Origin of the sequence: Streptomyces chrestomyceticus JCM 4735, assembly GCF_003865135.1 — a bacterium.
Classification (GTDB): Bacteria; Actinomycetota; Actinomycetes; order Streptomycetales; family Streptomycetaceae; genus Streptomyces; species Streptomyces chrestomyceticus.
Map to the genome: position 1 here is coordinate 728747 of NZ_BHZC01000001.1, position 24686 is coordinate 753432.

21 protein-coding genes are annotated in these 24686 nt (G+C 71.3%); 12 read left to right on the plus strand and 9 right to left on the minus strand.

The window, feature by feature from the left end; genetic code table 11:
- Positions 1-321: 321 nt before the first annotated feature.
- Positions 322-738: a Dabb family protein gene (locus EJG53_RS03160; protein WP_125043481.1), complete on the plus strand. Its 417-nt coding sequence runs from the start codon at positions 322-324 to the stop codon at positions 736-738.
- A 336-nt stretch (positions 739-1074) separates the two neighbouring features.
- Here EJG53_RS03160 and EJG53_RS03170 read toward each other — a convergent pair whose 3' ends face one another.
- The 3 genes from EJG53_RS03170 to EJG53_RS03180 are packed head-to-tail and all read right to left on the minus strand — an operon-like array spanning position 1075 to position 4576.
- Positions 1075-2643: an MFS transporter gene (locus EJG53_RS03170; RefSeq protein WP_167515036.1), complete on the minus strand. Its 1569-nt coding sequence runs from the start codon at positions 2641-2643 to the stop codon at positions 1075-1077.
- Complete coding sequence (locus EJG53_RS03175) at positions 2640-3062, minus strand: RidA family protein (protein WP_125043484.1); 423 nt, start codon at positions 3060-3062, stop codon at positions 2640-2642. The genes EJG53_RS03170 and EJG53_RS03175 overlap by 4 nt, the downstream gene beginning before the upstream one ends.
- The gene (locus EJG53_RS03180; protein ID WP_125043485.1) at positions 3059-4576 is read right to left on the minus strand and encodes an FAD-dependent monooxygenase; all 1518 of its coding nucleotides are present in this window, start codon (positions 4574-4576) and stop codon (positions 3059-3061) included. The genes EJG53_RS03175 and EJG53_RS03180 overlap by 4 nt, the downstream gene beginning before the upstream one ends.
- Positions 4577-4633: 57 nt before the next feature.
- Between EJG53_RS03180 and EJG53_RS03185 the strand changes: the two genes are divergently transcribed.
- From EJG53_RS03185 to EJG53_RS03215, 6 genes are all read left to right on the plus strand, one after another.
- Positions 4634-5278: a TetR/AcrR family transcriptional regulator C-terminal domain-containing protein gene (locus EJG53_RS03185; protein ID WP_125043486.1), complete on the plus strand. Its 645-nt coding sequence runs from the start codon at positions 4634-4636 to the stop codon at positions 5276-5278.
- Positions 5279-5926: 648 nt separating this feature from the next.
- Positions 5927-6127, plus strand: a complete 201-nt coding sequence (locus EJG53_RS03190) for a hypothetical protein (protein WP_125043487.1) — start codon at positions 5927-5929, stop codon at positions 6125-6127.
- A 539-nt stretch (positions 6128-6666) separates the two neighbouring features.
- Complete coding sequence (locus EJG53_RS03195) at positions 6667-7515, plus strand: oxidoreductase (RefSeq protein WP_125043488.1); 849 nt, start codon at positions 6667-6669, stop codon at positions 7513-7515.
- Positions 7515-8129, plus strand: a complete 615-nt coding sequence (locus tag EJG53_RS03200; RefSeq protein WP_125043489.1) for a TetR/AcrR family transcriptional regulator — start codon at positions 7515-7517, stop codon at positions 8127-8129. Before EJG53_RS03195 ends, EJG53_RS03200 begins: the two co-directional genes overlap by 1 nt.
- Before the next feature lie 942 nt (positions 8130-9071).
- On the plus strand, positions 9072-9497 hold the full coding sequence (locus EJG53_RS03210) for a hypothetical protein (RefSeq protein ID WP_125043491.1): 426 nt from the start codon (positions 9072-9074) through the stop codon (positions 9495-9497).
- A gap of 10 nt (positions 9498-9507) precedes the next feature.
- Positions 9508-11841, plus strand: a complete 2334-nt coding sequence (locus EJG53_RS03215) for an NACHT domain-containing protein (RefSeq protein ID WP_125043492.1) — start codon at positions 9508-9510, stop codon at positions 11839-11841.
- A gap of 241 nt (positions 11842-12082) precedes the next feature.
- Here EJG53_RS03215 and EJG53_RS03220 read toward each other — a convergent pair whose 3' ends face one another.
- Positions 12083-14998, minus strand: a complete 2916-nt coding sequence (locus EJG53_RS03220) for an AfsR/SARP family transcriptional regulator (RefSeq protein ID WP_125043493.1) — start codon at positions 14996-14998, stop codon at positions 12083-12085.
- A 402-nt stretch (positions 14999-15400) separates the two neighbouring features.
- Entirely contained in the window at positions 15401-16552 is a 1152-nt protein-coding gene (locus EJG53_RS03225; RefSeq protein WP_125043494.1) for a serine hydrolase domain-containing protein, read from the minus strand.
- A 486-nt stretch (positions 16553-17038) separates the two neighbouring features.
- Between EJG53_RS03225 and EJG53_RS03230 the strand changes: the two genes are divergently transcribed.
- From EJG53_RS03230 to EJG53_RS03240, 3 genes are all read left to right on the plus strand, one after another.
- A complete protein-coding gene (locus EJG53_RS03230) occupies positions 17039-18460 on the plus strand; it encodes a family 2B encapsulin nanocompartment shell protein (protein ID WP_125043495.1) in 1422 nt (473 codons plus the stop codon).
- A 254-nt stretch (positions 18461-18714) separates the two neighbouring features.
- Positions 18715-19755, plus strand: a complete 1041-nt coding sequence (locus EJG53_RS03235) for a family 2 encapsulin nanocompartment cargo protein terpene cyclase (protein WP_371858785.1) — start codon at positions 18715-18717, stop codon at positions 19753-19755.
- Between the two features lie 14 nt (positions 19756-19769).
- Complete coding sequence (locus EJG53_RS03240; protein ID WP_125043496.1) at positions 19770-20639, plus strand: geranyl diphosphate 2-C-methyltransferase; 870 nt, start codon at positions 19770-19772, stop codon at positions 20637-20639.
- A gap of 51 nt (positions 20640-20690) precedes the next feature.
- Here the strand turns inward: EJG53_RS03240 and EJG53_RS03245 are convergent, their stop codons facing one another.
- Positions 20691-21308 (minus strand): GNAT family N-acetyltransferase, encoded by a 618-nt coding sequence (locus EJG53_RS03245; protein WP_125043497.1) that lies wholly within the window; start codon positions 21306-21308, stop codon positions 20691-20693.
- Positions 21309-21371: 63 nt separating this feature from the next.
- The gene (locus EJG53_RS03250) at positions 21372-21788 is read right to left on the minus strand and encodes an ATP-binding protein (RefSeq protein ID WP_167515037.1); all 417 of its coding nucleotides are present in this window, start codon (positions 21786-21788) and stop codon (positions 21372-21374) included.
- A gap of 491 nt (positions 21789-22279) precedes the next feature.
- Between EJG53_RS03250 and EJG53_RS03255 the strand changes: the two genes are divergently transcribed.
- The gene (locus tag EJG53_RS03255) at positions 22280-22843 is read left to right on the plus strand and encodes an STAS domain-containing protein (protein WP_167515038.1); all 564 of its coding nucleotides are present in this window, start codon (positions 22280-22282) and stop codon (positions 22841-22843) included.
- Between the two features lie 181 nt (positions 22844-23024).
- The gene (locus tag EJG53_RS03260; protein WP_125043500.1) at positions 23025-23438 is read left to right on the plus strand and encodes an STAS domain-containing protein; all 414 of its coding nucleotides are present in this window, start codon (positions 23025-23027) and stop codon (positions 23436-23438) included.
- Positions 23439-23486: 48 nt separating this feature from the next.
- Here EJG53_RS03260 and EJG53_RS03265 read toward each other — a convergent pair whose 3' ends face one another.
- Entirely contained in the window at positions 23487-23843 is a 357-nt protein-coding gene (locus EJG53_RS03265) for an STAS domain-containing protein (RefSeq protein ID WP_125043501.1), read from the minus strand.
- Positions 23844-24193: 350 nt separating this feature from the next.
- On the minus strand, positions 24194-24580 hold the full coding sequence (locus EJG53_RS03270; RefSeq protein WP_244954952.1) for an SH3 domain-containing protein: 387 nt from the start codon (positions 24578-24580) through the stop codon (positions 24194-24196).
- Between the last annotated feature and the right edge of the window lie 106 nt (positions 24581-24686).

Here is a 24686-nt window from a genome sequence, read left to right on the forward strand (position 1 = left end):
GGGCGGCCAAGGCCACGGGCAAGATGCGTGCCGCGCTGGGTGACCTGGTCGGCCATCCGCTCCGGACCGTCACGACGGACGAGCCGCACCCCTTCGAACCGTTCGACGAGACGTTCATGAACTCCACTGCTTTCAGCGGAAGTTCGGCGTCGCACCCACCCCGATCGAGACCACCCTGAGCCAGGCCCTGGAGTGGTGCCGGGGCTTCCTCGCCGCCCGAGCGAAGGACTGAAATCCCTTCCGGCCCGGCCTCGCCTGCACAACTCGGCCTACACAACTCGACCTGCACCACCCGAAAGAAACTGCGGAAGGAACATTCCCATGATTCACCACTGCGTCCGCTTCACAATCAAGCCCGGCACGACACCGGAACAGCTCGAAGACGCCCTTGCCGGCCTGCGCCACCAGGGCGAGGTCATCCCCGCCGTGCAGTCCTTCCTCGTCGGCCGCGACCACGGCGGCGCGTACGAGTGGGGTGCCACCTTTCAAATAGCGGACCTGGAGGGGTACTGGGAATACCTCATCCACCCCGCCCACCGTCGCACCGACGAGATCGGGCTGCCTCTGGTCGACCAGTTCGCCTCGTTCGACATCACTGACGACCCCGACCCCGAGACGGGCAAGCGGATCGCCGCCCTCCACCAGCGCCGCTTCGACACCGACCCCGAGCTCACCGCTCTCGTCTCCAACATCAGCCAGTACGAAGGCAGCGCCGCCCCCGGCCCCCACGCGGCCTGACACTCAGCCGAGTGGCGGGGCCGGCGAAGCAGCGCCGCCGCCCCTCCGCTCGGCGTCTGTCGACCCGGTCCGACTCCCCTGCCGCCGCTTCCGGCGTTCGCACGGCCTCGGAGCGCTGTCGCCGACCAGGAGGGTGGGTGTGCTGAGCGCGCCATAGGCGAGCAGGTAGAACACCGACACGGTCGCCCCGCGACGCCGCCGAGATCTGGATGATGCCGAGCGGCACTGCGAACAGGGCGAGATGCTGCACGACGGCCGCGCCGGCGCGGCGCTGACGCACACGCCGTTCGACGCACACGCCGGGTTCGACAGCGAGGCACTCGTGGCCGAGGGGCGTCACGCACCGTGCCCGACGCGTACCCGTTCTCGTACGGAGGCCGGCGGGAGGATGGTTCCGTTCCGGCGGGACGGGCGGATGAGCAGCGTGGCGAGCAGGGCGATCCCACACACTCCGGCGGCGATGAGCGTCGTCGTGTGCATGGCGCCGAGGAACGTCGGTACGGCGGCCTTCGTCGCCGCGGCATCGCCTGTGCCCAGGGCCGAGGCGAGCGACTCCACCGCGGTCCGGCGGACGCCCGCCGGGCTGTCTGCGAGCCGCTCGGTCATCGTGCCCGAGTACCGGGACCACAGGACCGACCCGAGAACCGCCACCCCGAGCGCGCTGCCCAACTGGCGAAGCGTGTTCAGCAGTGCCGATCCCGCCCCCGCCCGTTCAACGGGCACGGAGGACGAAGCCAAGGTCGTGCCGGGCGCCAGCACGAGTGCGAAGCCGAGCTGCAGGGCGAACGCGTCCACGACGAACCACGCGGGGCTGGTGTGAGCACCCAGCCCGGTCACGCCGGCGAACGCCACACCCATGAGCGCGATACCGGCAGCGATCGCCGTCCGGGCACCGAACCGTTGTGTTGCCCGCTGTGAGAGCGGGGCTCCGACCACCAGGCCCGCCGACAGCGGAATGAACAGCAGACCTGTCTGCAACGGCGAGTTGCCGCGCGCCAGTTGGAGATAAAAGGTCGTGAAGTACAGGTAGCCGAAGACGACGAAGGAGCCGAGTGTCAGGGCCACCGCGGCGGTGGTGAACGAGGCATGCTGGAAGAGGCGGACATCCAGGAGCGGCTCACGGTGCCGCACCTCGGCCAGGACGAGTCCGGCCAGTACAGCCGTGCCGACAGCCGCGGGCAGCCAGGTCCCCACGTAGGCCCAGCCGTCGTCGGTGGCGTGCACCACTCCGAACACGAGCAGGCCGATACCCGCCAAGGACGCGGCGACGGGCAGCATGCGCAGCCGTCCGCCGCCGCTCGCCGGCGTCTTCGGAATCCAGGCCCGGGTCGCGGCGAGCCCAAGGAGGGCGAACAGTGCGACGAGTTCGAGGACGGAACCCCACCACATGCCCGCACTCAGCAGCGCGCCCCCGAGCAGCGGGCCGAGCGAGATGGACAGACCTGACGCCGCCGCCCACGAGGCGATGGCCCGAGCCCGGCGCTCGGGCGGGAAGATCCGCAGGATCACCGCGAGGGTGGCAGGCATGATGGTGGCCGCGGCCACGCCCATGAGCGCGCGGAGGACGATGATGCCCAGGGCCGAATCGAGGAACCCGGCCACTGCTGTCGTCAGGGCGAAGGCGGCCGTCCCCCAGGCCAGGAGGCGCTTCAGGCCGAACCTGTCGCCCACGCTTCCCGCCACCGGCAGGAAACCGGCGAAGGTCAGGGTGTAGGCGTTCAGGAACCATTGCTGTTCGGTGTTGCTCGCGCCGAGTTCGCTCTGCATCGTGGGCAGCGCCACGTTGAGGATGGTGCTGCCCAGGAGTACCGCCGAGACCGTGAGCGTGAGCGCGAGCAGTGCGCGGAAGGGCCGGAAGGTGGTCTCCTCAGCGGTCTCTTCGGTGGTCTCTTCGGTGTTGCTCATTGCGCGCATGCCCGCATTTCGTCGGGCTTTCCGTCCGGCAGGGCGACCACGCACTCGACCTCGATCAAGAACTCCGGGGCGAACAACTTCGTCACCCCCACCAGAGTCGACGAGGGCGGTGGCGCACCGTGCAGGGCCGCCAGGATGCTCGGGGTCAGATGCGGCTCGTGGTCCACGACGTAGATCGTCTCCTTGACGATGTCCTGCCGCTGCGCGCCGAGGACGTCAAGAAGGCGGTCGATACGGAGGGCCACCTGCGCGGCCTGCGCCGCGTGATCGCCTTCCCCGACGACGCGGCCCTCCTCGCCCCAGGCCACCTGGCCGCTGAGGAACGCCAGTCGGCGGCCGTCAGGGACGGATATCTGGCTGACCAGGTCCGGAAGGCCGTAGACACCGTCCGGTTCGATGCGATGGATCATGCGGGGTTCCCTTCGAGCTGTACGTGTGCGAGCCGCGGATCGTGGAGGGCGGCGACGGCGTTCGCGGCCCCGGCTGTCAGAGCGGCCGGGTCGGTGTCGTCCGAGGCCCACGCCACATAGCCGTCCGGCCTGATCAGGGCGGAGCTGACGTCGGCCCATGCCGCACGGGACTGTTCGACCGGCTGCGGACAGCGGTACCGGTCGTAAGGGGCAGCGGCGCGGTCGGAAGCGAAGCCGTCGACACGCCCGAAATCGATGAGCAGGGGGCGCCCGTCCCGCAAGAGATTGAACAGCTCCACCGAGTCCGAAAGCCTCAGGTTCGGCGCCCGGCAGCCCGCGAGCGGATGACGCTGACCGGGCAGCGCGTACGCCACCGACAACCCGGACAGACGCTGCGCCAGGGCGTCGTTGAACTGCGGCCGCTCCACGATCAGCTTCCCCAGGAGCGACCGCAGCGCGGCTCCCTGCGGCGAGAAGACCGACATGATCGCGGTCTGCGCCTGGGTGTGCTCGATCGTGTCCTGCCCCACCGGGTGCCGCTCGTGGTGGTAGGTGTCCAACAGCACGTCCGTCGCCTGCCCGCGCACGGTCGCCGCCAGCTTCCAGCCGAGGTTCATCGCGTCCTGCACGCCGACGTTCAGCCCCACGCCGCCCATCGGCATGTGCTGATGGGCGGCGTCACCCGCCAGCAGGATGCGGCCCTTGCGGTAGTGCCGGGCCACGCGGCTGGTGTTGCTGTAGCGGGACAGCCAGGAGGGGCTGTGCATCCCGTAGTCCGTGCCGGCGATGCGCTGGACCCGCTCCCGCAGTTCCTCCAGGGTCAGTTCGCCCGGCCAGTCGTCACGGAGGTCCTCGGGCGAGTGCGCCACGATCCGGTGCCTCCCCCCGGACAGCGGGACGAGCATGAATGTGCCCCGCGTCGTCCACCTGCTCGTGACCGGGCCGGGCGGCGGGTCGCTGAGCACCACATCGCCGAGCACCCCCAGCGCGGTGGACGGGGTCCCCTCGAACTCGATGCCCGCGCACCGGCGCACCTCGCTGCGTGTGCCGTCGCATCCGACGACGTACGCGGCGTCGAGCACATAGGCGCCCTCCGGGCCGTCGACCGACACGGTCACCGTGTCGCCGGTGTCCGCACAGCCGGTCACCTTGTGTCCGCGACGGACATCCGCGCCCATGGCCACGGCGCGCTGCTGGAGCAGTTCCGTCGTCCGCGCCTGCGGGATCGTGAGCGTGTACGGGAAGTCGGTGTCCAGCTCCGCGAAGTCCAGGCGGTCGTCGAGGACCGCGAAGTGCCCGCTGGGTATCCGGCCGCCTTCCGCCAACAGGTCCTGATGCGCGTTACGGAGCGCGAAGGTCTCGATCGTACGGGCGTGCACCGTCAGCGCCCGGGAATGCGGGTCGATCTCCGGGTCCCGCTCCAGGACCACCGTGCTGACCCCGGCCAGCCGCAGCTCGCAGGCCAGCCACATGCCCGTCGGTCCGCCGCCGACGATGACGACACTCTCGCTCATTGCCACACCTCTCTATCACTGACCAAGTGAAATGCCGGTACCAGGTATACTCGATCAGTGACCAAGAAACAACCTGCCGCCCGCACCAAGGTCGGGATCACCCTCGACCAGGTGGTCGGCGCGGCGTTCGACGTACTCGACCGGGGCGGTGTCGCCAAGCTCTCCACCCGGGCCATCGCGGCCGAACTCGGCGTCAGCATGAACACCGTCATGTGGCACATCCGCACCAAGGACCGGCTCCTGGACACCATGGCCGATGCCCTCTTCGGGGAGATCGACCTGACAGACCTGCCCGAGAACTGGCACGATCAGGCGGCCGAACTGCTGGGGCGGCTGCGCCGGGCGATGCTCCGGCACCGGGACGGCGCCCTGCTCGTCGCAGGCACCTTCCCCGCCGAACCGCAGACCCTCGCCTTCACCGACCGCCTGCTGACCGCCCTGCTACGCGGCTGCCCCACCCGCAGAACGGCCGCATGGACGGCCTGGAACCTCTTCTACTTCACCCTGGGTCTCGTCCAGGAGGAACAGGCGGCACCCGCCGACGACCGCGACCGGCTCCGTGCCCACGTGGCCGAACACCACTTTCCCGGACTCAACTCGGCACTGGACGACTTCATGTCCGTCGACTTCGAGGCCCGCTTCCGGTTCGGCATCGGGCAGATCCTCCACTCCGCCTCGACCGAAGCGGCACCTGAGCACTGAAAAGGGACCGGGCAGGCACTGGCACGAGACATTTGCGTCGACGGAGTGGCAGTGCCTGGGGCCCGTCGGCGGGCGCGTCGGCTCACCCGTCCGGAACGGTGTCCGCGTCGGCGACGCCAGGCCTTGTGGCGGCCGGCCGGCACGTACGGAGGCAGCAACGTGTCGAGGGCGGCGGCGGCCCGCTGTGCCCGCGCCGGATCCGGCTGACCGCGGGTGCGGCGCAGCGCCTCGACCAGGTGTTCAGGGGGGGCGACCAGGACGTGGTCGGTGTTCGCCCGTCCGCGGTGCGCCTCTCTCCATCGGCACCGGCTTCCCAGCGGGCGGCCGCGGCGGCCGTCCAGGCGGCGGCCGGGGCCCGGAAGCCGAGGGCGTGGAGGGCTCGCTGCCACCGCTGGCCGCGCCTGGTCGCCTGGATGGCCGCGGCCTTGGCTGCCACTGATGCCTTGGCATTCACCACGGGAGGCCACCGTGACAGCGGTCGAGCGACCGGACAGGGCAGGTGGCGGGGGGAACCGACTCGTCGTGGCCCCACGCCGACGCCGCCCCAGGTTCTGCTGCCGGTCATCGGCAGCGCGCCCGCCCCTGTGGCGTATCAGCGAGCACGTCAGCCACCCGCACGGCAGCATCTTCGTCGGCACCCGGCACCCGGTGATCGCCGCGAGACTGCAGCTCTCCATTGACGATCAGGTCCGCGCCATAGTCGGCGGCCAGACAGCAACCTGCGGCGAATTGCTGCTGCACGGCGACGCATTCAGCGGGTTGTCGCCGTCCGCGACCGCGCTCGGCGCAGCGCGCATGGTGCGCCCCATCAGTGAGCAGCCGCGTCAGGAGGACTCGCGACGAGTCTGATGGGGTCGCCCCTGGCCCCTGCCTGGCGACATCACTCACGCGCGCACGGAGGTTCGGCCGGGACCGGTGAATCCAGCAGCGTGCCTGCCCCCTCCCCCAACATCTCAGCCACTGCGGCAACGAAGCGGCGAACACCACGTGGGACAACGATCCGCGCATACATCACCGTCATGGTGATCACCACGTCTCCCGTGCCACGCGGCCGACCGATCCGGCCAGGCCCCGGGCGGCACGGCGAGTTCGGTGTACCGGCGGCGCACCACGAACTCGTCCGTCGTGGGGCCGCTGGCGCCGTCGTCGCGCCGACGCCAGCCCCGTGCAGATGCAGGCGGGTGCCGGGGTGCAGGGCGTGCTGATAGGCGAGGGCGACGCCGATGTAGTCCCGGTGCCTGATAGCCGGCGTCGGCAATCGTCACCGTGTTCCCGACGACGGCTGCCGCGACGACAGAATCAACACCACGCTGACTAAACTCGACACTGTGTAGACTTTCCGGGTGAGGGGGCAGCCCAGCTCCCCGTGCAGCCTTCCCGGAGGAACAGTGCAGCAGCAGAAGTGGCTCATCACCGGCGTCAGCACGGGCCTGGGGCGCGCCTTCGCCCAGGCCGCCCTGGCCGCCGGGCACACCGTCATCGGCACCGTCCGCTCCGAGGCGGACCTGCGGGCCTTCGAAGAGCTCAGGCCCGGGCACGCTCACGGCCGGATCCTGGACGTGACCGACGATGACGCCGTATCCGGGGTGGTCGCGGAGGTCGAGAGCAGCGTCGGTGCGCTGGACGTGGTCATCGCCAACGCCGGTTACGGCCTGGAGGGCACCTTCGAGGAAACCCCGCTGGCCGAGGTGCGGCGGCAGTTCGAGGTCAACGTGTTCGGGGCGGTGGCCACCCTGCAGGCGGCGCTGCCCCACATGCGCCGGCGCCGCCGCGGGCACCTGATGGCCGTCACCTCCATGGGTGGGCTGATGGCGGTGCCCGGCATGTCCGCCTACTGCGGCAGCAAGTTCGCCCTGGAGGGCATCCTGGAGGCGCTGGGCAAGGAGGTCGCGCAGTTCGGGATCCACGTGACGGCGATCGAGCCCGGCTCCTTCCGCACCGACTGGGCCGGACGGTCCATGACCCGCGCCGCACAGTCCCTCGACGACTACGACGAACTGTTCACCCCCATCCGCGAGGCGCGGCAGAAGGCCAGCGGGAACCAACTGGGCAACCCGGCCAAGGCCGGCGAGGCGGTCGTGCACATCACCTCGGTCGAGCAGCCGCCGGCCCACCTTCTCCTGGGCTCGGACGCACTGCGGCTGGTCACCGCCGCGCGCACGGCCGTGGACGAGGACATCCGCGCATGGGAGCCCCTCTCCCGTACGACCGACTTCGCCGACGGCGCCCAGCTCTGATGCCCGGCCACCACCCCGCGCGCAGCCGGCGCGCCACCGAACGCAAGGGCGATGTCCGGGAGCGGGCCATCCTGGACACCTGCGAGACCCTGCTGGCCAACAAGGGTTACGACGCCATGACCGTCGGCGACCTCGCCCAGGGCGCCGGCATCACCCGCGGCGCCCTGTACTTCTACTTCGGCTCCAAGCAGGAAGCGGTCACGGCCCTGGTGGCCCGCACCGTCGAGCACCTGTGGGAACGCTCCCGGGCCACCGCGCAGACCGACGAACCGCGCCAGGCCATCGCAGCGGCCATGCAGCGCACGGTCGAACTGTGGAACGAGCACGGCCTGGTCATGCGCACCGCGATCGACCTCTCCCTGACCGTGCCGGAGATCGGCAAGCTGTGGAACCACACGGCCGACCTGTTCATCACGGCCATCACCGCCGTCCTGGAACGCGCCGGCATCCAGCCCGGCACCGCCCCGGACCAGGCCCCGGCAATGGCACGCGCCCTGTGCTGGATGATCGAGCGGACCTTCTACCACGCCTCACAGCAATCCCGCGACGAGCTGCAAAAGGCATCCTCGACCTGCGAACACATCTGGCTGACCAGCGCCGGCCTGATCACCTGACGCATCTGGTCCGGTGCGGACGATGAGGTACGGGACCGGACCCCGCCCGGTACACGGGAGCTGGCGTCCCCTCCCCTGTAAGTGACCTTCCAGATCAGGTTGCGAGACCTGGAAGGGCACGTACGGGACAGCCCTCAGTGATCAGGTATCGGATCGGGTCCGGGGGTGCTCTCCGCGCGTGCGGGGTGATTCGGTCACGGTCCTCCCTCCGGGCCCGGCGCGCGCCTTCCCTCCGGCCCGGCCGAGTGCGCGGGCTCGCAGCGGGCGAGAAGGGGGACGCCACTTGTGTCCTCAGAGATCCGAACGGGTTCCGGACGCAGGTGGATCGTGGTGACCTCCCGCACCCGGCACGCCAGGCTATGCAGCGCCGAGACGCACGCGTCCGATGTCGCACCGGAGCGGGCAGTCAGAGTCAGCGCTCGCCCGGTGGAACACTGCACACGGGGGCAATCCGGCTGCCGAAATGGGGACCGGTCAGTTGGAGCAGCCATCCGGCGCTGGTACGCACAGTGCCGAAGTCATCGCGGCAGGCCGGTCCACCCGCCGTCCGGACGAGGGGCCTGGACGCGGGTGAGGGGCGGGTTGAGGAAGACCGAGCCGGCCTGCCGTGCGTCGGGCCCGCAGCGGCGACCGCGCCGGCATGCGCGGCTTGACCGCCGAAGCCGCCGCCCTCGCCGCCGAACTCGGCCCAGCGCCCCTGCCGCGCGACCGCCCTGCACAAGCGGGTCACGTCCCCGACGGAACCGCCGACACCAGCCGGCATCCAGGGCCCTGCGCGGCAGCCAACGATGACTCAACACCCCTGACAGCGAGGCCCGTTCGGGCGCCGTTCGATGTAATTCGAGGTATTGCCCGGAGCTCTGGGGTCCGCGACTCTGTTCCTCCGGGAGCTCCGGGAGGTGGCTGTGATCCACCGGCCGGTGATGCGGAGAGGGGGGACGGATGGATCCCATCACTACGGCGGTGGCCACTGCGCTGGTGGGGGCGATGGCCACCGATGCCTGGCGGCGGGTCACGGATGCCGTGGTCGCGCTGTGGCGGCGGGCGCATCCGGAACGGGCGGACGGGGTCGGGGCCGAGCTCGCCGGGCTCCGCGATGATGTGCTCGCCGTCCGCGCACAGCCGACGCCCGACCCGGAAGCGGAGCAGGCGCTGATCACCGTCTGGCAGGGGCGCCTGGCCCGCCTGGTCGACGGGAACGCGGAGTTGCGGGCGGAGCTCCAGCGGCTGCTGGCCGAGGACCTGACCCCGCTGCTCCCCCGGGCGGAGCAGGAACACGTGACGAGCATCCGGCAGATCGCACAGGCGGACCGGCGCAGCAAGGTCGTACAGGCCGGGGACAACGTCATCATCCACGGAGACCTCTAGGCAGGCGGTGGTGGCACCGGGGAGGCGGGACGACAGCGGAGCCGCCTCCCGCCATGTCGACCAGCGTGCCAGGGCCCGGTGGTTCAGCGGGATACTGCAGGCCGGCGGGGACATCTGGGTCAACGTCTTCGGATGGGACCGGCGGACTCCGGCGGCCTGGGCCGACGCTCTTGCCGCCGAGATCGCGAAGCACTGGCAGCGGGAGTACCGGCTGCGCCTCCTCGGCCACCCGCTGTCCGTGCGCTGGAGACCCGCTGACCCGGAGCTGGTACAGCCATGGGACTCGCTCGCCGCGCTGGTCGGGACGTGGCCTGGCAGGCCGGACGACCTCGAGGGAAGGTGGGCCGCCGGTCCCGGGGAACTCGCGGGCGAGAAACGGCTGGTCGACGTTCTCCGGCGCATTCCGACCCGTCGTCTGATCGTCCTCGGCGAACCCGGTACGGGAAAGACGATCCTGCTGGTCCGCCTCGTCCTCGACCTGCTGTCGGACGCCGAGCGCACCGTCGGCGCACCCGTCCCCTTTCTCACCTCCCTTTCCTCGTGGGACCCGGTCCAGCAGGAGCTGGACGACTTGCTGGAGCAGCGGCTCATCGTCGATTTCAAGGGGCTGCACCGCCGGGTGGCCGGGGGCGTCCACGGGCGCCGCCGCCGGTGCACTCTCGCCCGTGCCCTGCTGCAAGAGCACTTGGTGCTGCCCGTGCTGGACGGCCTCGACGAACTGCCGGAGCACTTGCGCGGCATGGCGGTCAACCGCATCAACGAGGCCCTCGGGGCGGGTGGACGGGGCCTCGTCCTGGCCTCGCGCAGTGCCGAGCTGCGCGCGGCGCTGCGTCCGCCCGACGGCATCGAGGCCGAGGTGGCGGGTGCGGCCGGCGTGGAGCTGCTGCCCGTACCCGCCGAGGAGGTGGTCGAGCATCTGCGGAATGGAGCCATGGGGCCGGCCGCTCGGGCCCGCTGGGAGGAGGTGTCGGCACGGATCAGGGCCGGCCCGGCCGTCCCGGCGGCCGTCACCCTGACCACCCCGCTCATGGCCCGGATGGCCGACGTCATCTACAACCCACGGCACGGAGAACTTCTCTCCAGCGTCCGCCGCTCCCCGGCCGAGCTTCTCGACCGTAGGTTCGCTACAGCCGACCACGTACGGAACCACCTGCTCGACGCCTTCGTGCCGGCCGCTTACCGCTACCTGGCCCCCGAGGACCTGCGGCGGAGACTGCGCTGGCTCCGCTTCCTCGCCCGGGACCTGCAGGTTCGCCGCAACGTCACCGAACTCGACTGGTGGCGCCTGGGCGACGCCGGGCCGGCGTTGCTTCCCGGGCTGCTCGTCGGTGGCCTGGCGGCCGTCCTGGGGGTCTACGGCCTGCGGATTCCCGCCTCGGCCGGCATCGGGCTGATGGCCGCCGTCGGCGGCGGACTCCTGGGGCGGCGGCTGTTCGGTGCCGGATCGAGCATGGCACGGGCGCTCGGCGGTGGCTTGATCGGCGGTGTGGCCGGCACCGTGGTGGCGATGCTGACGTTCGGCGCGGTCCAGGGTACGGGGCCTTCGCTCACGGGGGCGCTGGCGGCCTGCATCACGGTCGGGTCGATGGGCGGATTCCGGGCCGGACTGCTCGGAGCGTTCGCGGGCGGCTTCGCCGCGGTCCTCACCGGCCGGCCGGAGGTCACCGCCTTTGCTCCCTTCGTCAACGGCCTCGGTCTCGGCCTCGGCGCCGGATGCGCCGCGGTGCTCGCCCGGCGCGCCGAGCCCGCCCGCGGCTACCACTGGTCGCTGACGGGCCTCCTCACCGGTCTGGCCGCGGGGCTCACCATGGGCCTGGCGGCCGGACTGCAGGCAGGGCCGGGCCGGGGGCTGCTCCTGGCCGTCGTCACTGCCGTTCTGGGCAGTGTCGCGGGGGGCCTGGAGGCGGCCCCGGCCGACACCGCGGCGCTCACCGGCCCGGCGCTCTCGCTGGCTGGAGACCGACGGACCTTCTGGGCCACCGGTCTGGCGGGCGGCCTCGCGGTAGGGGTGAGTACCGGTCTCGGGCCCCGGTTCCCACCGGGGCCCGGCAGCGACTTCTCCTTCGGGCTCCGGGTCGGGATCGCGAACGCGGTGGCGGTGGGCCTGGCCTTCGGCTTCCTGCGGGCCGCGTACGGGCGGTACACCGTCGCACGTACTTGGCTGGCGCTGCGGGGCGACCGTCTGCCGAGGCGGCTGATGAGCTTCCTCGACGAGGCGCACCATCGCGGGGTGCTGCGGCAGAACGGTGCGCACTACGAGTTCGCCCACCAGGACGTGCAGGAGAGGCTGGCCCGGCACCCTGCGGACTGCTCGGAGGGGCACAAGAGATCGCGCGGCGGGTAAGGGCGCGGTGGTGATGGACTACTCGGGTTTTCGTCGCAGCGGCGGCCGGTCGTCCATGTCCGTCTCGGTCAGGCTGCGCACGGTGACGAGGGGGTCGGCGAGGTCGAAGAAGACTTCGACAGACCAAGGTCGTACGGGCCGGGTGGGCGTCTGCGGGGCGTTGCCGGGAAGGCAGCAGTTGTACGCGCCGATACGGGCGCGGTCACGCGGAGCGCTGAGTCCTGCTGAGCACCGGCACCGTTCATCGGTGCGGGCCGGCCGCGCTGAGCAGTCTCCGTACGGCGGGTGCCTCCGGGGAGCCCAGCGTCTCGTACGTCTCCAGGGCTTCCTGCCAGCAGGCCTGGGCCCGGTCGGCGTGCCCGGTCTGCCGGAGGGCGTGGCCGAGGACGGTGAGGGTGTTGGCGCGGGCCCAGCGGCCGTTGGGGCCGTGCAGGATGGCGAGGGCCTCCTCGGCCCGCCCCGCGGCCTGCGCCGGCCGGTCCGCGGCGAGATGGGCCTCTGCCATCCGCCAGTACGTCATCGCCTCCCACAGGCACTGCCTGCTGTCCTGGTAGATGACCGCGGCATGTTCGAGTTGCCGCAGGGCGTCCTCCGGGCGCCCGGCCTGCATCAGGGCCACACCGAGTTCGTAGTGGCCGCCGGCCAGCTTCATCGTCGCGCCGATCTGCCGGTAGAGGGCCAGGCACTGCTCGGCCAGTTCCACTCCCTCGGCGATGCGGCCGGTGTCCTGGTAGGTACGGGCGAGGTTGCCCAGCGCACTGGCCGCACTGTTGTGGTTCCCGTAGCTGCGATAGGCGGCGAGTGCCTGCTTCAGGAGTGACTCCGCGTCTTCGTGACGGCCCTGCAGGCTCGCGATGATGCCGCTTTCGTTGAGCGCGTTGGAGGACAGGACGGGATCTGCGCACCGGTGCCTGAGTGCCATCGCGGCCTGCGCCTGCGAGTCCGCCTCCGCGAGCCGGCCGGCCATGACGTCCATGTGGATCATGAGCAGGCGCAGCCGCCCCTCGGCGTGGGCGTCCTGCGCTTCCAGTGCGGCCGTCAGCAGGCAGACGATCGTCTGCTCGTACTGGCGGGCGCCCGTACCCGAATCGGCCAGGTCCCGGGTCACCAGCAAGAGATCCGCCGCGCGACGCAGCAGAGGTGTGCCGGTCGAGCCGCGGGCGCACGCCAGCAGGTTCCCGGCCTCCGTGTACAGCCACTCCAGGGCGCCTTTGCGGTCGTCGAAGACCGTGCCGGGGTACCGGGTGGGCTCAAGGTGGTCCAGAAGGGGGTCTCCGGGCCGGTTCATCGTGTACACGCGGGCGGCCGCGGCCAGGTAGTGGTCCAGCAGCCGTGAGCGCGCCGCTGCGTGCTGCTGCGGGGGTTCGTCACGGTCGGCGCGGGCGCGGGCGTAGAGGCGCAGGAGGTCGTGGTAGCGGTAGCGGTCCGGCGCGGGGGATTCCAGCAGCGAGGTGTCCACCAGGGATTCCAGCGTCTGCCTGGCCTCTTCGGTGCCCAGGCCGAGTACGGCCGCGGCGGCGCCCAGGCAGATGTCCGGCCCGCACGGCAGCGCCACCAGCCGGAAAGCACGGGCCTGCCGGGCGGAGAGCTGGCCGTAGCCCAGCTCGAAGGTGGCCGTGATGCCGAGATCCCCGGCCCGGAGTTCGTCCAGGCGGCGGTGTTCGTCGGCCAGTTTGCGCATCAGGTCGGCGGTGGTCCAGGCGCGGCGTGCCACCAGGCGGGCGGCGGCGATCCGGACGGCCAGCGGCAGACAGTCGCACACCGCCACCACCTGCCGGGCGTCCGCGCCTGCTTCGCCGGTGATGCGGGTGAACAGGGCAAGGGCCTCCGGGGGCCGCATGACGTCCAGGGCCACCACATGGGCGCCCGTCAGGTGGGTCAGCCGGTGGCGGCTGGTGACCAGCACAGCACAGCCGTCCGTGCCCGGCAGCAGGGGACGGACCTGGGCGGCGTCACGGGCGTTGTCCAGCAGGACCAGGACGCGGCGGCCGTCGAGTACGGACCGGTAGAGCGCGGAGCGCGCGCCCGCCCCCTCGGGAACGGCGCAGTCCGGTACCCCCAGCGCCCGCAGGAAAGCCCCCAGTACGGTCTCCGGCTCGACCGGGCACGGCCCGCAGCCTCGAAGGTCGACGTAGAGCTGCCCGTCCGGGAACAACGGCCGGACCGCGTGCGCGACATGCACCGCCAAGGCGGACTTTCCGACGCCGCCGATCCCCCCGACCGCGCACACGGCCGGGCCGCCGCCCTCGCCCGCGCCGAGGTGTGCGATCAGCTCTTCGACCAGCGCGGACCGCCCGGTGAAGTCCCGGGTGTCGCGGGGAAGCTGAGCCGGACGGCCCCGAGCCGCGCCACCACCGGCCTGGTCTCGGCGCCCCCCTTCGGGAGCGGGCGGGCGGGGGCCGGCCCGCGTGATGCGTCGGCGCAGTTCGCTCAGTTCGAGGGAGGGGGCGACGCCCCGTTCCAGGGCGAGCAGACGCCGGGTGTCGGCGTAGGCGGCCAGAGCCTCGGCCTGCCGGTTTCCGCTGTGGAGCGCGAGCCTCAGGAGTTCCTGCACGCGCTCGCGCAACGGATGCCCGGCTGCCAGCGTCGTCAGTTCGGCCACCACCTCCGCGTGCCGTCCGGCCTCCAAATCGAGGGCGAGGCGGTCCTCCACCAGTCCGAGGTGGCGCTCTTCCAGACGGGCGCGCCAGGTCGCGGCGTACGGGCCCGGCACACCGGCCAGCGGCTCACCGGTCCACAACTCCAGGGCCTGAGCCAGCAGTTCGTGGGCGCGGTTCGGGTCACCGGAGTGGCGTGCCTGCCCGGCCTCGGCCGCGAGCTGTTCGGCACGTGCCAGGTCCAGCCCGCCCTCACCGACGCGCAACGCATAGCCGTCCGGCTCGCTCACCAGCATGCCGGCGTCCGGGCCCAGGGCCTCGCCCAGCCGGCGGACATATGCTCGCAGGGCGCCCGCCGCGTCCGGTGGCGGGTTCTTCCCCCACAGGGCATGGATCAGCTCCGCCACCGAAGTGCCACGCCCGTCCCGTATCAGCAGAGCGGCGAGCAACGCCCGCTGCGGCGGCGAACCGGCATCGAGCCGCTGTTCCCCGCGCCGGATTCCCACCGGTCCCAGCACCGTGAACCACACGTGCCGCCCGTCCCCCGCAGCGCCGGCCATGGACGTCTCACATCCCGCATTCGGTGCCTGACTTTGCAGTCTTCCACGTATACGACCGGAAATCCACGGCAGGACAGTTGATGCATCCGGAGCGTGCGGAACGTGCCGAAGCTTTCGGGAAGGAATGCCACAAGGAATGCCACTGCACTGCGGTCGGACGCCGAATGCGGGGAGGAGCAGGAGAAGAATTGTTTCAGACGAGTCATCACCGCGAAACACCGCAAGTCGCCCTGCTCATGGGGCAACCGGCCTCCCGATGGGGGTGCCCACTGCGGCTGTTGGGAACATTGAAGTGCCCTTCCCTATCCCTGCATTACCTTAATGCCCCTCCGCATCGACAAGGTATGACAGCGGACGTGCTGACCCTGCACCCTTCAGCCGCCCCAGCGCCTGAACCATCGGTCACTCGCAGAGGGCAGTGTGCAGCAACTGCGCGGCGTGGCGGCGCCCCTGCTCGGCGGGGCCCGGCTGGGCGGTGACGGCGATGGTTGCGGCGCGGCCGTCGTCGGTGGTGGCCGAGTCGGTCGCGTAGCCGAGGTAGTCGCCTTCGTGGCCCCACATCAGGCCGCCGCAGCTCAGCGGCTGGCTGGACAGGCCCAGCCCGAACCGCGTGCCTTCGGGGTATCCGGCGTCGGCCGGGATCGCCACGGTCGTACGCATCTGGGCGAGCTGCGCGGGCTTGAGCAGCCTGCCGCCGAGCAGGGCCCGGAAGAAACGGTTCAGGTCGCTCGGGGTGCTGATCAGAGCGCCGCCGGCCCAGGCAGCCGACGGGTCCAGTTCGGTGACGTCCAGCAGCGCCACGCCGGGCTTCGGCGAGACGTAGCCGTGCGGGTGGGCGCCCCGGATGCCCTGCTCGCCCACGGCCGGGACGTACGTGTGCCGCAGCCCGACGCGGTCGATCACCCGGCGAGTGATCTCCTCGCCCAGCGGGCGGCCGGTGACCTGCTCGATGAGCAGTCCGGCCACCACGTAGTCGGTGTTGCAGTACCGCCAGCCCGTGCCGGGCGGGAACGCCGCCTTGTGCCGCAGTGCGAGGTCGAGCAGCGTGCGGGGCGCGTAGTAGCGATGACGGTTGGCGAGCAGGTCGCCCAGGTACTGGGTGTAGTCGGGCAGCCCGCTGGTGTGCTGCAGCAACTGGCGCACCGTGATCCGACGGCCGTCGATGCCGTCGCCGCGCAGCAGCCCCGGCAGGTAGGTCTCGACCGGCGCGTCCAGCGCGACCTTGCCCTCGCCGACGAGTTGCAGGACGACGGTGGCGGTGAAGGATTTGGCGACGCTCCCGGCCCGGACCTGCCCGTCGACCGGCGCCTTCGCCCCCGTATGCAGGTCCGCGACGCCTGCGGCGGCATCGCGGGTACGCCCGTCACGGCCGGTGGCGGCGGCCAGCGCTGCCGGGTAGCCGTCCTCGTGCACCAGCCGGTCCAGCCCGCGCTGCACGGGGCCGGCGGCCCGGGGCTGCGCGGCGGAGGCGGGCAGGGGGCCTGCCAGGGGTACGGCGGTGGCGGCCAATACGGCCGCCACGATGATCCGACGACGGTGAGAACGCTTCGGCATGATGAGCCTTCCTCGTGTACACGGCTGGGACAGCGGGGTCCAGCCTGCTGACGCGCGAGTCGGGGCACCATCCAGGCAGCCACAGGAGTTCAACTGGGGCTGGCCAGAGGGAAATCGGCTCACGAGCCGCGTCGCGCGCCCTCGCATGACATGCGGCCCGGCGAGACGTACGGTCTGCGTAAGATCCGCTCGGCATCCGCCTGGCCGACCTTTGACGGCCAGGCACACCGCGCTCGTGGAGTGGCGGGTGCGGTACGGGCCCCCACGGGTGCGCGGGGCCCGATCCGGGTCCGGGTGCGGCCCGTAAAGGATTACTCCGAGACGCCGACGCAGGTGTGCAGTCCGCGCCCATGTGCGGGCGCGCCTGCCGCGTCCGCACATGCGTATGCGTTACGAATGCGTACGCAAAGTGATCACGCCTGCCCGGCGGTGAAGTCTGCCCTGTCGGCGTCAGGCGGGTTTCCCATGGATCGGGAGAGGTAGTCGATGACGGTCGAGACGAGCCCATCAGCAGGCGCCGGGGCGCAGGACCCGGAGCAGGAGCAGCTCAGCCTCAGTACAGCGGCGGCGCGGAATCTCGCGACCACCACCAAGACCGAACCCCAGATGCAGGGGATCAGTTCGCGGTGGCTGCTGCGGAAGCTGCCGTGGGTCAATGTTCCCGGCGGTGCCTACCGGGTGAACCGGCGGCTGTCGTTCACCGTCGGGGACGGGAAGGTGACGTTCGAGAAGAGCGGGTCCACGGTGCGTGTCATCCCGGAGGAGCTGGCCGAGCTGCCGCTGCTGCGGGGGTTCGACGACCCGACGGCGTTGGGCGCGCTGGCCGACAAGTTCGTCCAGAAGGAGTTCGAACCCGGTCAGATCATCGTGCAGCAGGGCCGGAAGGCCGATCATGTCTTCCTGATCGTGCACGGCAGGGTGGACAAGCTCAGGCCGGCGAAGTACGAGGGCGAGGCCGTCGTGGGCCGGCTGTCGGACGGCGACAGCTTCGGCGGCAACGCGCTGGCGACGGCCGACGGCGAGTGGGATTTCACGGTCCGCGCGGCGACCGCGGTGACGGTCCTGACGCTGCCGCACAGTGCGTACAAGACGATCGCCGGCCAGCACGAGGCGCTGCGGTCGCACGTCGACAAGCGCAGCACCGACGCGCAGAAGCCGTCGAACAAGTCCGGTGAGGCCGCGATCGAGTTCCTGTCCAGCCACGAGGGTGAGCCGACGCTGCCGACCACGTTCGTGGACTACGAACTCTCGCCGCGTGAGTACGAGTTGAGCGTCGCGCAGACGGTGCTCAAGGTGCACAGCCGGATCGCCGACCTCTACAACCAGCCGATGAACCAGACGCAGCAGCAGTTGCGGCTCACCGTCGAGGCGCTGCGCGAGCGCCAGGAGAAGGAGCTGGTCAACAACCGCGAGTTCGGGCTGCTCAACAACACCGACTTCGACCAGCGCATCCCGGCCCCCGTCGGCCCGCCGACCCCGGACGACCTCGACGACCTGCTGAGCATGCGCCGCGGGACCAGGTACTTCTTCGCCCACCCGCGCGCCATCGCCGCCTTCGGCAAGGAGTGCAACCGGCGCGGCCTCACCCTCGGCAGCGCCGATGTCGACGGCCACCCCATTCCCGCGTGGCGCGGTGTGCCGATCCTGCCGTGCGGCAAGATCCCGATCTCGGAGCACCAGACGTCGTCGATCATCGCCATGCGGACCGGTGAGAACGACCAGGGCGTCGTCGGCCTCTACCAGACCGGCCTGCCCGACGAGATCGAGCCCGGCCTCAACGTCCGGTTCATGGGCATCGACGAGAAGGCGATCATCTCCTACCTCGTCAGCACCTACTACTCCGCCGCCGTTCTGGTGCCGGACGCGATCGGCATCCTCGAAAACGTCGAGGTGCGACCGCGTGACTGAGCACCTGGCCCGGCGAGTGGAGGAGGGCTGAGACGGTGTCGTCGCTGTCCCGGGTGTTCGCCGCGCCCACCGTCCAGGTGAGCGCCCCGAGCGTCCCGCTGCCCCAACCGGCGTGCCCCGGAGAACGGGTACCGGTCGCCCCGCCTCCCGAGTCGACGGCCTCGTGGTCCGCGCCCCCGGCGGAGCGGACGGGGCCGTGGCTGCCCGACGGCCCCACCGGCTTGGGCACTTCGGCGGCCAGGGCCCTCCTCCCCCTGCCCGAGGAACCCGCCCCGCCCGCGCCCGGCCCGGAGGCCGGCCCCGCTCCCGAGGGCGGGCCCCGCCCCGGTGACCCGATTCCGGGCCTGTACTGTCCGCCCGCCGTGCCCGCCGACCCGGCCAAGGTCGCCGAGGTGGACCGGCGCCTCGAAGCCTGGGCCCATGACCTCGACCTGTTTCCCCCTGAATGGGCGGGAGACTTCGCCGGCTTCCAGGTGGGCCGCGCCGTCGTCCTGCAACACCCGGCAGCGGCGAGCCTGGAGCGCCTCGTCGTCGCGGGCAAGCTGCTGGTGGCGGAGAACGTCGTCGACGACTGCTACTGCGAGGACTACGGCGGGTCGCCCATCGGCCTGGGCGGCCGGCTCATCATCGCGCAGAGCGCCCTGGACCCTCTGCACACCGCGGACGGCTACCAACAGCAGTGGCACGAGGGCCTGGGCGCGGACGCTCCGCTGCGCTCCTACGCCGACGCGATGCGGGCCTTCCGGGAGATCGCCAGTCCCAGTCAGGTCACCCGGTTCGTCCACGACATGGCGCGCCTGCACCTGGGCTATCTCGCCGAGGGCGCCTGGGCGCAGACCCGCACCACCCCGCCGGTGTGGAAGTACCTGGTGATGCGGCAGTTCAACAACTTCCGCCCCTGCCTGTCCCTCGTGGACGCGGTGGACGGCTACGAACTGTCCGAGCCGTTCTACTCCCGCCCCGAGGTCCAACGCGTCACCGCGCTGGCCTGCAATGCCACCACACTCGTCAACGACCTGTACTCCTTCACCAAGGAGATGGCCGTCGACGAGCACCACCTGAACCTCCCGGTGGTGATCGCCGCCGAGGACCGCGGCGGCCTCAAGGAGGCGTACCTGAAGGCCGTCGGCATCCACAACGAGATCATGCACGCCTTCGAGGACGAGTCCGCGGTCCTGGCCGCCCGGAACCCGGTCCTGGCCCGCTACACCACCGGTCTCGCCGCCTGGGTCGCCGGCAATCACGAATGGCACCACACCAACACCTACCGCTACTCCCTGCCGAACTACTGGTGAGAGAAGACAACCGCATGACCACCACAGCGCAGCGCGGCGGCGCGGCAGCAGCCCCGGCCGTCAGCCCCTACCAGCAGTCGGTGGCCGACTACTGGAACCACGAGCGGAACGCCGTCAACCTCCGCCTGGGCGAGGTCGACGGCTTCTACCACCACCACTACGGCATCGGGAACGTCGACCGGTCCGTCCTGGCGGGCCCGGAGGACACCCGCGACGAGCGCACCATCGCCGAACTGCACCGTCTGGAGTGCGCCCAGGCCGACTTCCTCGCCGACCACCTCGGCCCCGTCACCCCCGACGACCGGCTGCTGGACTCCGGCTGCGGCCGGGGCGGCGGCAGCCTGGTCGCCCACCAGCGGTTCGACTGTCACGTCGACGGGATCTCCATCTCCGAGACCCAGGTGGCCTTCGCCACCGCGCAGGCCGAGAAGCACGGTGTGGGCGACAAGGTGCGCTTCCACGTCAAGAACATGCTCGACACCGGCTTCGAGCGGGGCTCGTTCCGCGCCGTCTGGAACAACGAGTCCACGATGTACGTCGACCTGTCGGCCCTGTTCGCCGAGTACGCGCGCCTCCTCGTACGCGGCGGCCGGTACGTCACCATCACCGGCTGCTACAACGACACCTACGGGCTGCCCTCCCGCGAGGTCTCCACGATCAACGCCCACTACATCTGCGACATCCACCCCCGCTCCGCCTACTTCAGGGAGATGGCGAACCACCGGCTCGTGCCGAGCAGCGTGGTGGACCTGACCGCGGCGACCGTGCCGTACTGGGAGCTGCGCGCCGCGTCCTCGTTGGCCACGGGTATCGAGGAGACGTTTCTGACCGCCTACAAGAACGGCAGTTTCCAGTACCTGCTGATTGCCGCCGACCGGGTCTGAACCCGGCGTTCCCGCGCGGGACCGGGCCGGCGGCAGCCGGCTCTCCGGTGCTCAGGCGCTGTCAGGAGTGCGGGGTTCGCGCCGCATGGCCCACAGCACCGGTCCGCCGCCCGGGAGTTCCATCTCTCCGCGTACGACGAAACCGAAGTGCTCGTAGACGGGGACGTTGGACGGCTTGGAGGACTCCAGGTAGACGGGCAGGCCCGCCGCGTCGGCCTGGGCCAGGCCCGAGCGCAGCAGCGCGGCGCCGTGTCCCTGTCCCTGGGCGGCGGGGTCGGCGCCGATCACCCCGAGGTACCAGTGCGGCTCCTGGGGCGCGTGCTCGGCCGCCGCCATGACGGTGTCGCGGAACAGCGGGGCCCGGTCGCCGAGGATGTCCTGGAGCTCCTGGACGGTCTCCGCGTCGGGCACGGCCTTCGCCTGCCCCTCCGGCGGTACCCAGAAGGCGGCCGCCGCGCCGGTGCGCTCGCACACGCCGTGGTGGGCGTACTGCCGGGTGAACAGCGTGGTGAAGTAACGCTTCAGCCCGGCCTCGCGGGACGGGCCGTCGGGGAAGAACCAGCGCATCATCGGGTCGTCGCCGAAGGCGCGGGCCAGGGTACTGCTGACCAGTCGGGCGTCGTCGACCGTCGCCCTCTGCGGGGTGTTCGTTATCGGCACACCGGTCATTCTGCACCTATGGTGATCTTCGTCGACCGGTGGGTGGCCCGCTCGCCGACGCCCGGCCGGCCCTCACCCGGCGCTCAGGGTGGCCCGGATCGTCTTGCCGCCCGCCGGGCCGTCCAAGACGTCGAGGGTGTGCGCGAGGGCGTACACGATCAGCAGCCCGCGGCCGCTCTCCTCCCCGTCACCGGCCGGGCGGAACCGGGGCCGTTCCGGGCAGTCGTCGCTCACCTCGACGGTCAGGGCGCCGTCCTGGAAGCACAGGCGCAGCCGGCAGTTGCTGCGGGTGTGGCGGGTGACGTTGGCGACCAGCTCGGTGACGACCAGGAAGGCGTCCGCCGGGTCGGCGGGGCAGGGCGCGGCGGTTCCGTCCCGGGCCAGGAAGGCGGCGGTCAGCCAACGGGCCCAGAAGACGGTTTCGTGGGCGTGGGGTAAGAGGTATTCGACCCGCGTCGTCCGGACGCGGGCACGACGACGGGTACGCAACGTTCGGCTCACTCCCCCCAAAGGCCAGTCGGCCCCCTTGAGTTACGCCTCGGTGGCCGGATCGCGGCGGCTGGTCTGTACCACCCATGCCCCGTTCGGGTGACAGCCACGCACGGTTCCGCCGTAGTACGCGTCATACGGTGGCGTGACCACCGTCTGCGGACGGCACCGCCCGGCCCGGTCCGCGGACGCCGGCCGTCCCGGCCGTGCGCACCGGCCGTCCGCCCGCGCCACGGGCGCCGCGGCACCGCCCGGCACCGGCTCGCACAGTGACGGGGCGGCCGTTCAGGTGTCCGGGTGCCGGGTGCCTCCGGTGGGACGCTCCCCCGGCGCGTGCTTGTCCGTGCGGAATCGGGGGCATCAGACCGGTTGAGGCCGACGGGCGGGTCGGCGCACGCCCCGCACCGCACCGGACCGCCCACGCGCTCGGCCACGACTGCCCGGCCGCCTCCCTGCGGGCCGGGACTCGTCCACCGACGGAGGAGACGCCTGTGTCTGGTCTCGCACGCTGCTTCCGTGGCCGCGTCGCTCCCCGCCGCCCCGGCCGTACCGGCGCCCGCTGGTGGCGGTACGAGGGCCGGCCGCGCCGGCGGCCCGCAGGTTCGTACGGGAAGAGCGACGGACCCTGCTGGCGCGCGCGGCGGGACGGGGAGACGCTGCTGCTGTCGGTCTGCGGCGACCTGGATCTGGAGCTCGCCCGGCGCCTGGGCCCGGCCCTGTCCCAGGTGTCCTCGCGGTCCGTCCGCACGGTGGTCCTGGACCTGAGCCAGGTCACCTTCTTCGACTGCAGCGGGCTGCAGTGGCTGTGCGAGGTGCGGTCCCGGGTGGCCGCGAACGGCGGGGAGACATACCTGCGCCAGCCGCCGCGCTGTGTCTACCGCGTGCTGCAACTCGTGCCGCTGCCCCGGCCGTTCGCCTTGCTGTCCGCCACTGGCACCGCCGCCCGCCCGGCGGGGACGACGGGAAGCAGCCGTTCGGCGGGCGGCGCTTCCGGCCGCCTCGCCGTGCGCCGCCGGCGGTCCGCGTACGGGTCCGCCCGGCCGCCCGGCAGCTAAAGGACGTGCCGCGGGTCCGTCCGCCGGGCGGCGTCCGGTATCGGGGCCGCGGGCCGTCCGCCCGGAGGTGGCGCAACTCGCCGCTACCGGGCCCGGCCCGCCTGGTACCGGTGCCTGCGTACGGATAGCGTGGTCGGCCCGGCCCCATGGGTGTTGGTGCGAACGCGCTCGGAGGTGCGACATGCCGCACGCTGACGGGTTGCTGGTCAACATGGTCGCCGACTGTTCCGCATGTGCGGTGATACGCGTCAGCGGAGCTCTCGACCACACCGGGGAACAGTACTTCCGTACGACGATGGGCGGCCACGTCGACGCCGGTTACCGCTATGTGGTCCTGGACTGCGCGGCGCTGGTCTACTGCAACTCCCGCGGCCTGAACTGCCTGCTCGGGCTGCACTGGCTGCTCAGCCGGCGCCGCGGCCGCCTTCTGCTCGCGGGGGTGGGGCGCCGGGTGCTGTGGATGCTGGAGCAGACCGGCAGCAAGGAGGTGCTGGCCGTCTTCCCCACCGTGACCCGGGCGCTGGCCAGCCTCCCCGTGCACCACCGTCCCACCTGGCCGCCCCCGCACCCGGTGAGCACGGGCCCCGGGGCGTGAATCCGGGCGGGGTCGCAGATCCGTCACCGACGCACCCGTCCCACCTGCTCACCCGTCGGCGGCCTCCGGCGCCCGGTCGCCCCTGGCGTCCTCGACACTGGCGTAGCGGGGGAACTGTTCGGCGTAGCCGGTGAGCCGGAACAGCAGGTCGACGGCCTCGTGCTCGTAGACGACCCGCACCCAGCCGCCGACCGCCTCGCAGCGCGTCTGGGCCTTCATCAGTTCCTGCAGTCCGCTGCTGTCGATGAAGTTGACCTGCCGCAGGTCGGCGATGACGAAGGCCGGGAGTGCAGCATCGTTCCCTCTGAGCTGCTCCCGGAACGCCGGCGCCGTGGCCAGGTCGATCTCGCCCACCGGGCAGACCACCCGGCAGCCCTCCCTCAGCTCGGGACACCGGGTGTTCATGGCGGCCAACTCCTCGGGGACTGCGTGGCGCGTTCCGCACGACCGGGTCTGCGGCGGACTGCTGGCAGCTTACGGACACCACAGGCGCAGACGAAGCCGAAGGTTCACTCATCAATGAAACCTTCACGAAAGACTTCTACCGATCGTCCAGCGATCATTTTCGTCCGCTCGTAGTCGTAGTCCGATCAGTTCACGCGGCCCGATCATCCAATAATCCGCGCACCGGTTCGAGAGGCGGTACGGGAGGGGCAATTGCGGCACGGAAGGCCCAGACAGCCCTCAGGAGCGGGCCCGTGGTGGCAGTGGGCCCGCTCCTGAGGTGGTGCGGGTGGTACGGGTAAGGCCTCAGGTCAGCACTTGTTGTCCGGGTGGTCGGAGCCGCCGTCGTCGAGGTTCTTGTTGTAGACCCAGCCGTCGACGTTGAGGCCGTCGATCCGTACGTGCGTCCACCTGTTGCCCGCGGAGTTCTTCACCCAGCAGTGGTAGAACAGCACACGCGCGGTGCCGACCGTCGCGACCACACCGCACTCCTTGTTGGGGCCGGTGCGGACCTTGACGCTGTCGCCCTTCGCGGTGCCCTTGCCGGAGGACTTGTTCGACCAGCCGGGGTGGGTACACGCGTCCGCACCGGTGGGCGCGGCACTGGCGGACGGCGCCGTGACGGTGAGCGTGGCACCTGACAGGAGGAGCGGTACGGCGATGGCCGCGGCGAGTCTCGCGCGCTTCTTCAGTGTCACGGTTTTCCCCCTTGCTCGGCGGGCGCCCTTACGGCCGGCCCGGTTGCCCTGAGCATGGCGTGCCGGGAGGAGTTGCGCGGGACGCGAGAGACATCTGGCCAGAAGT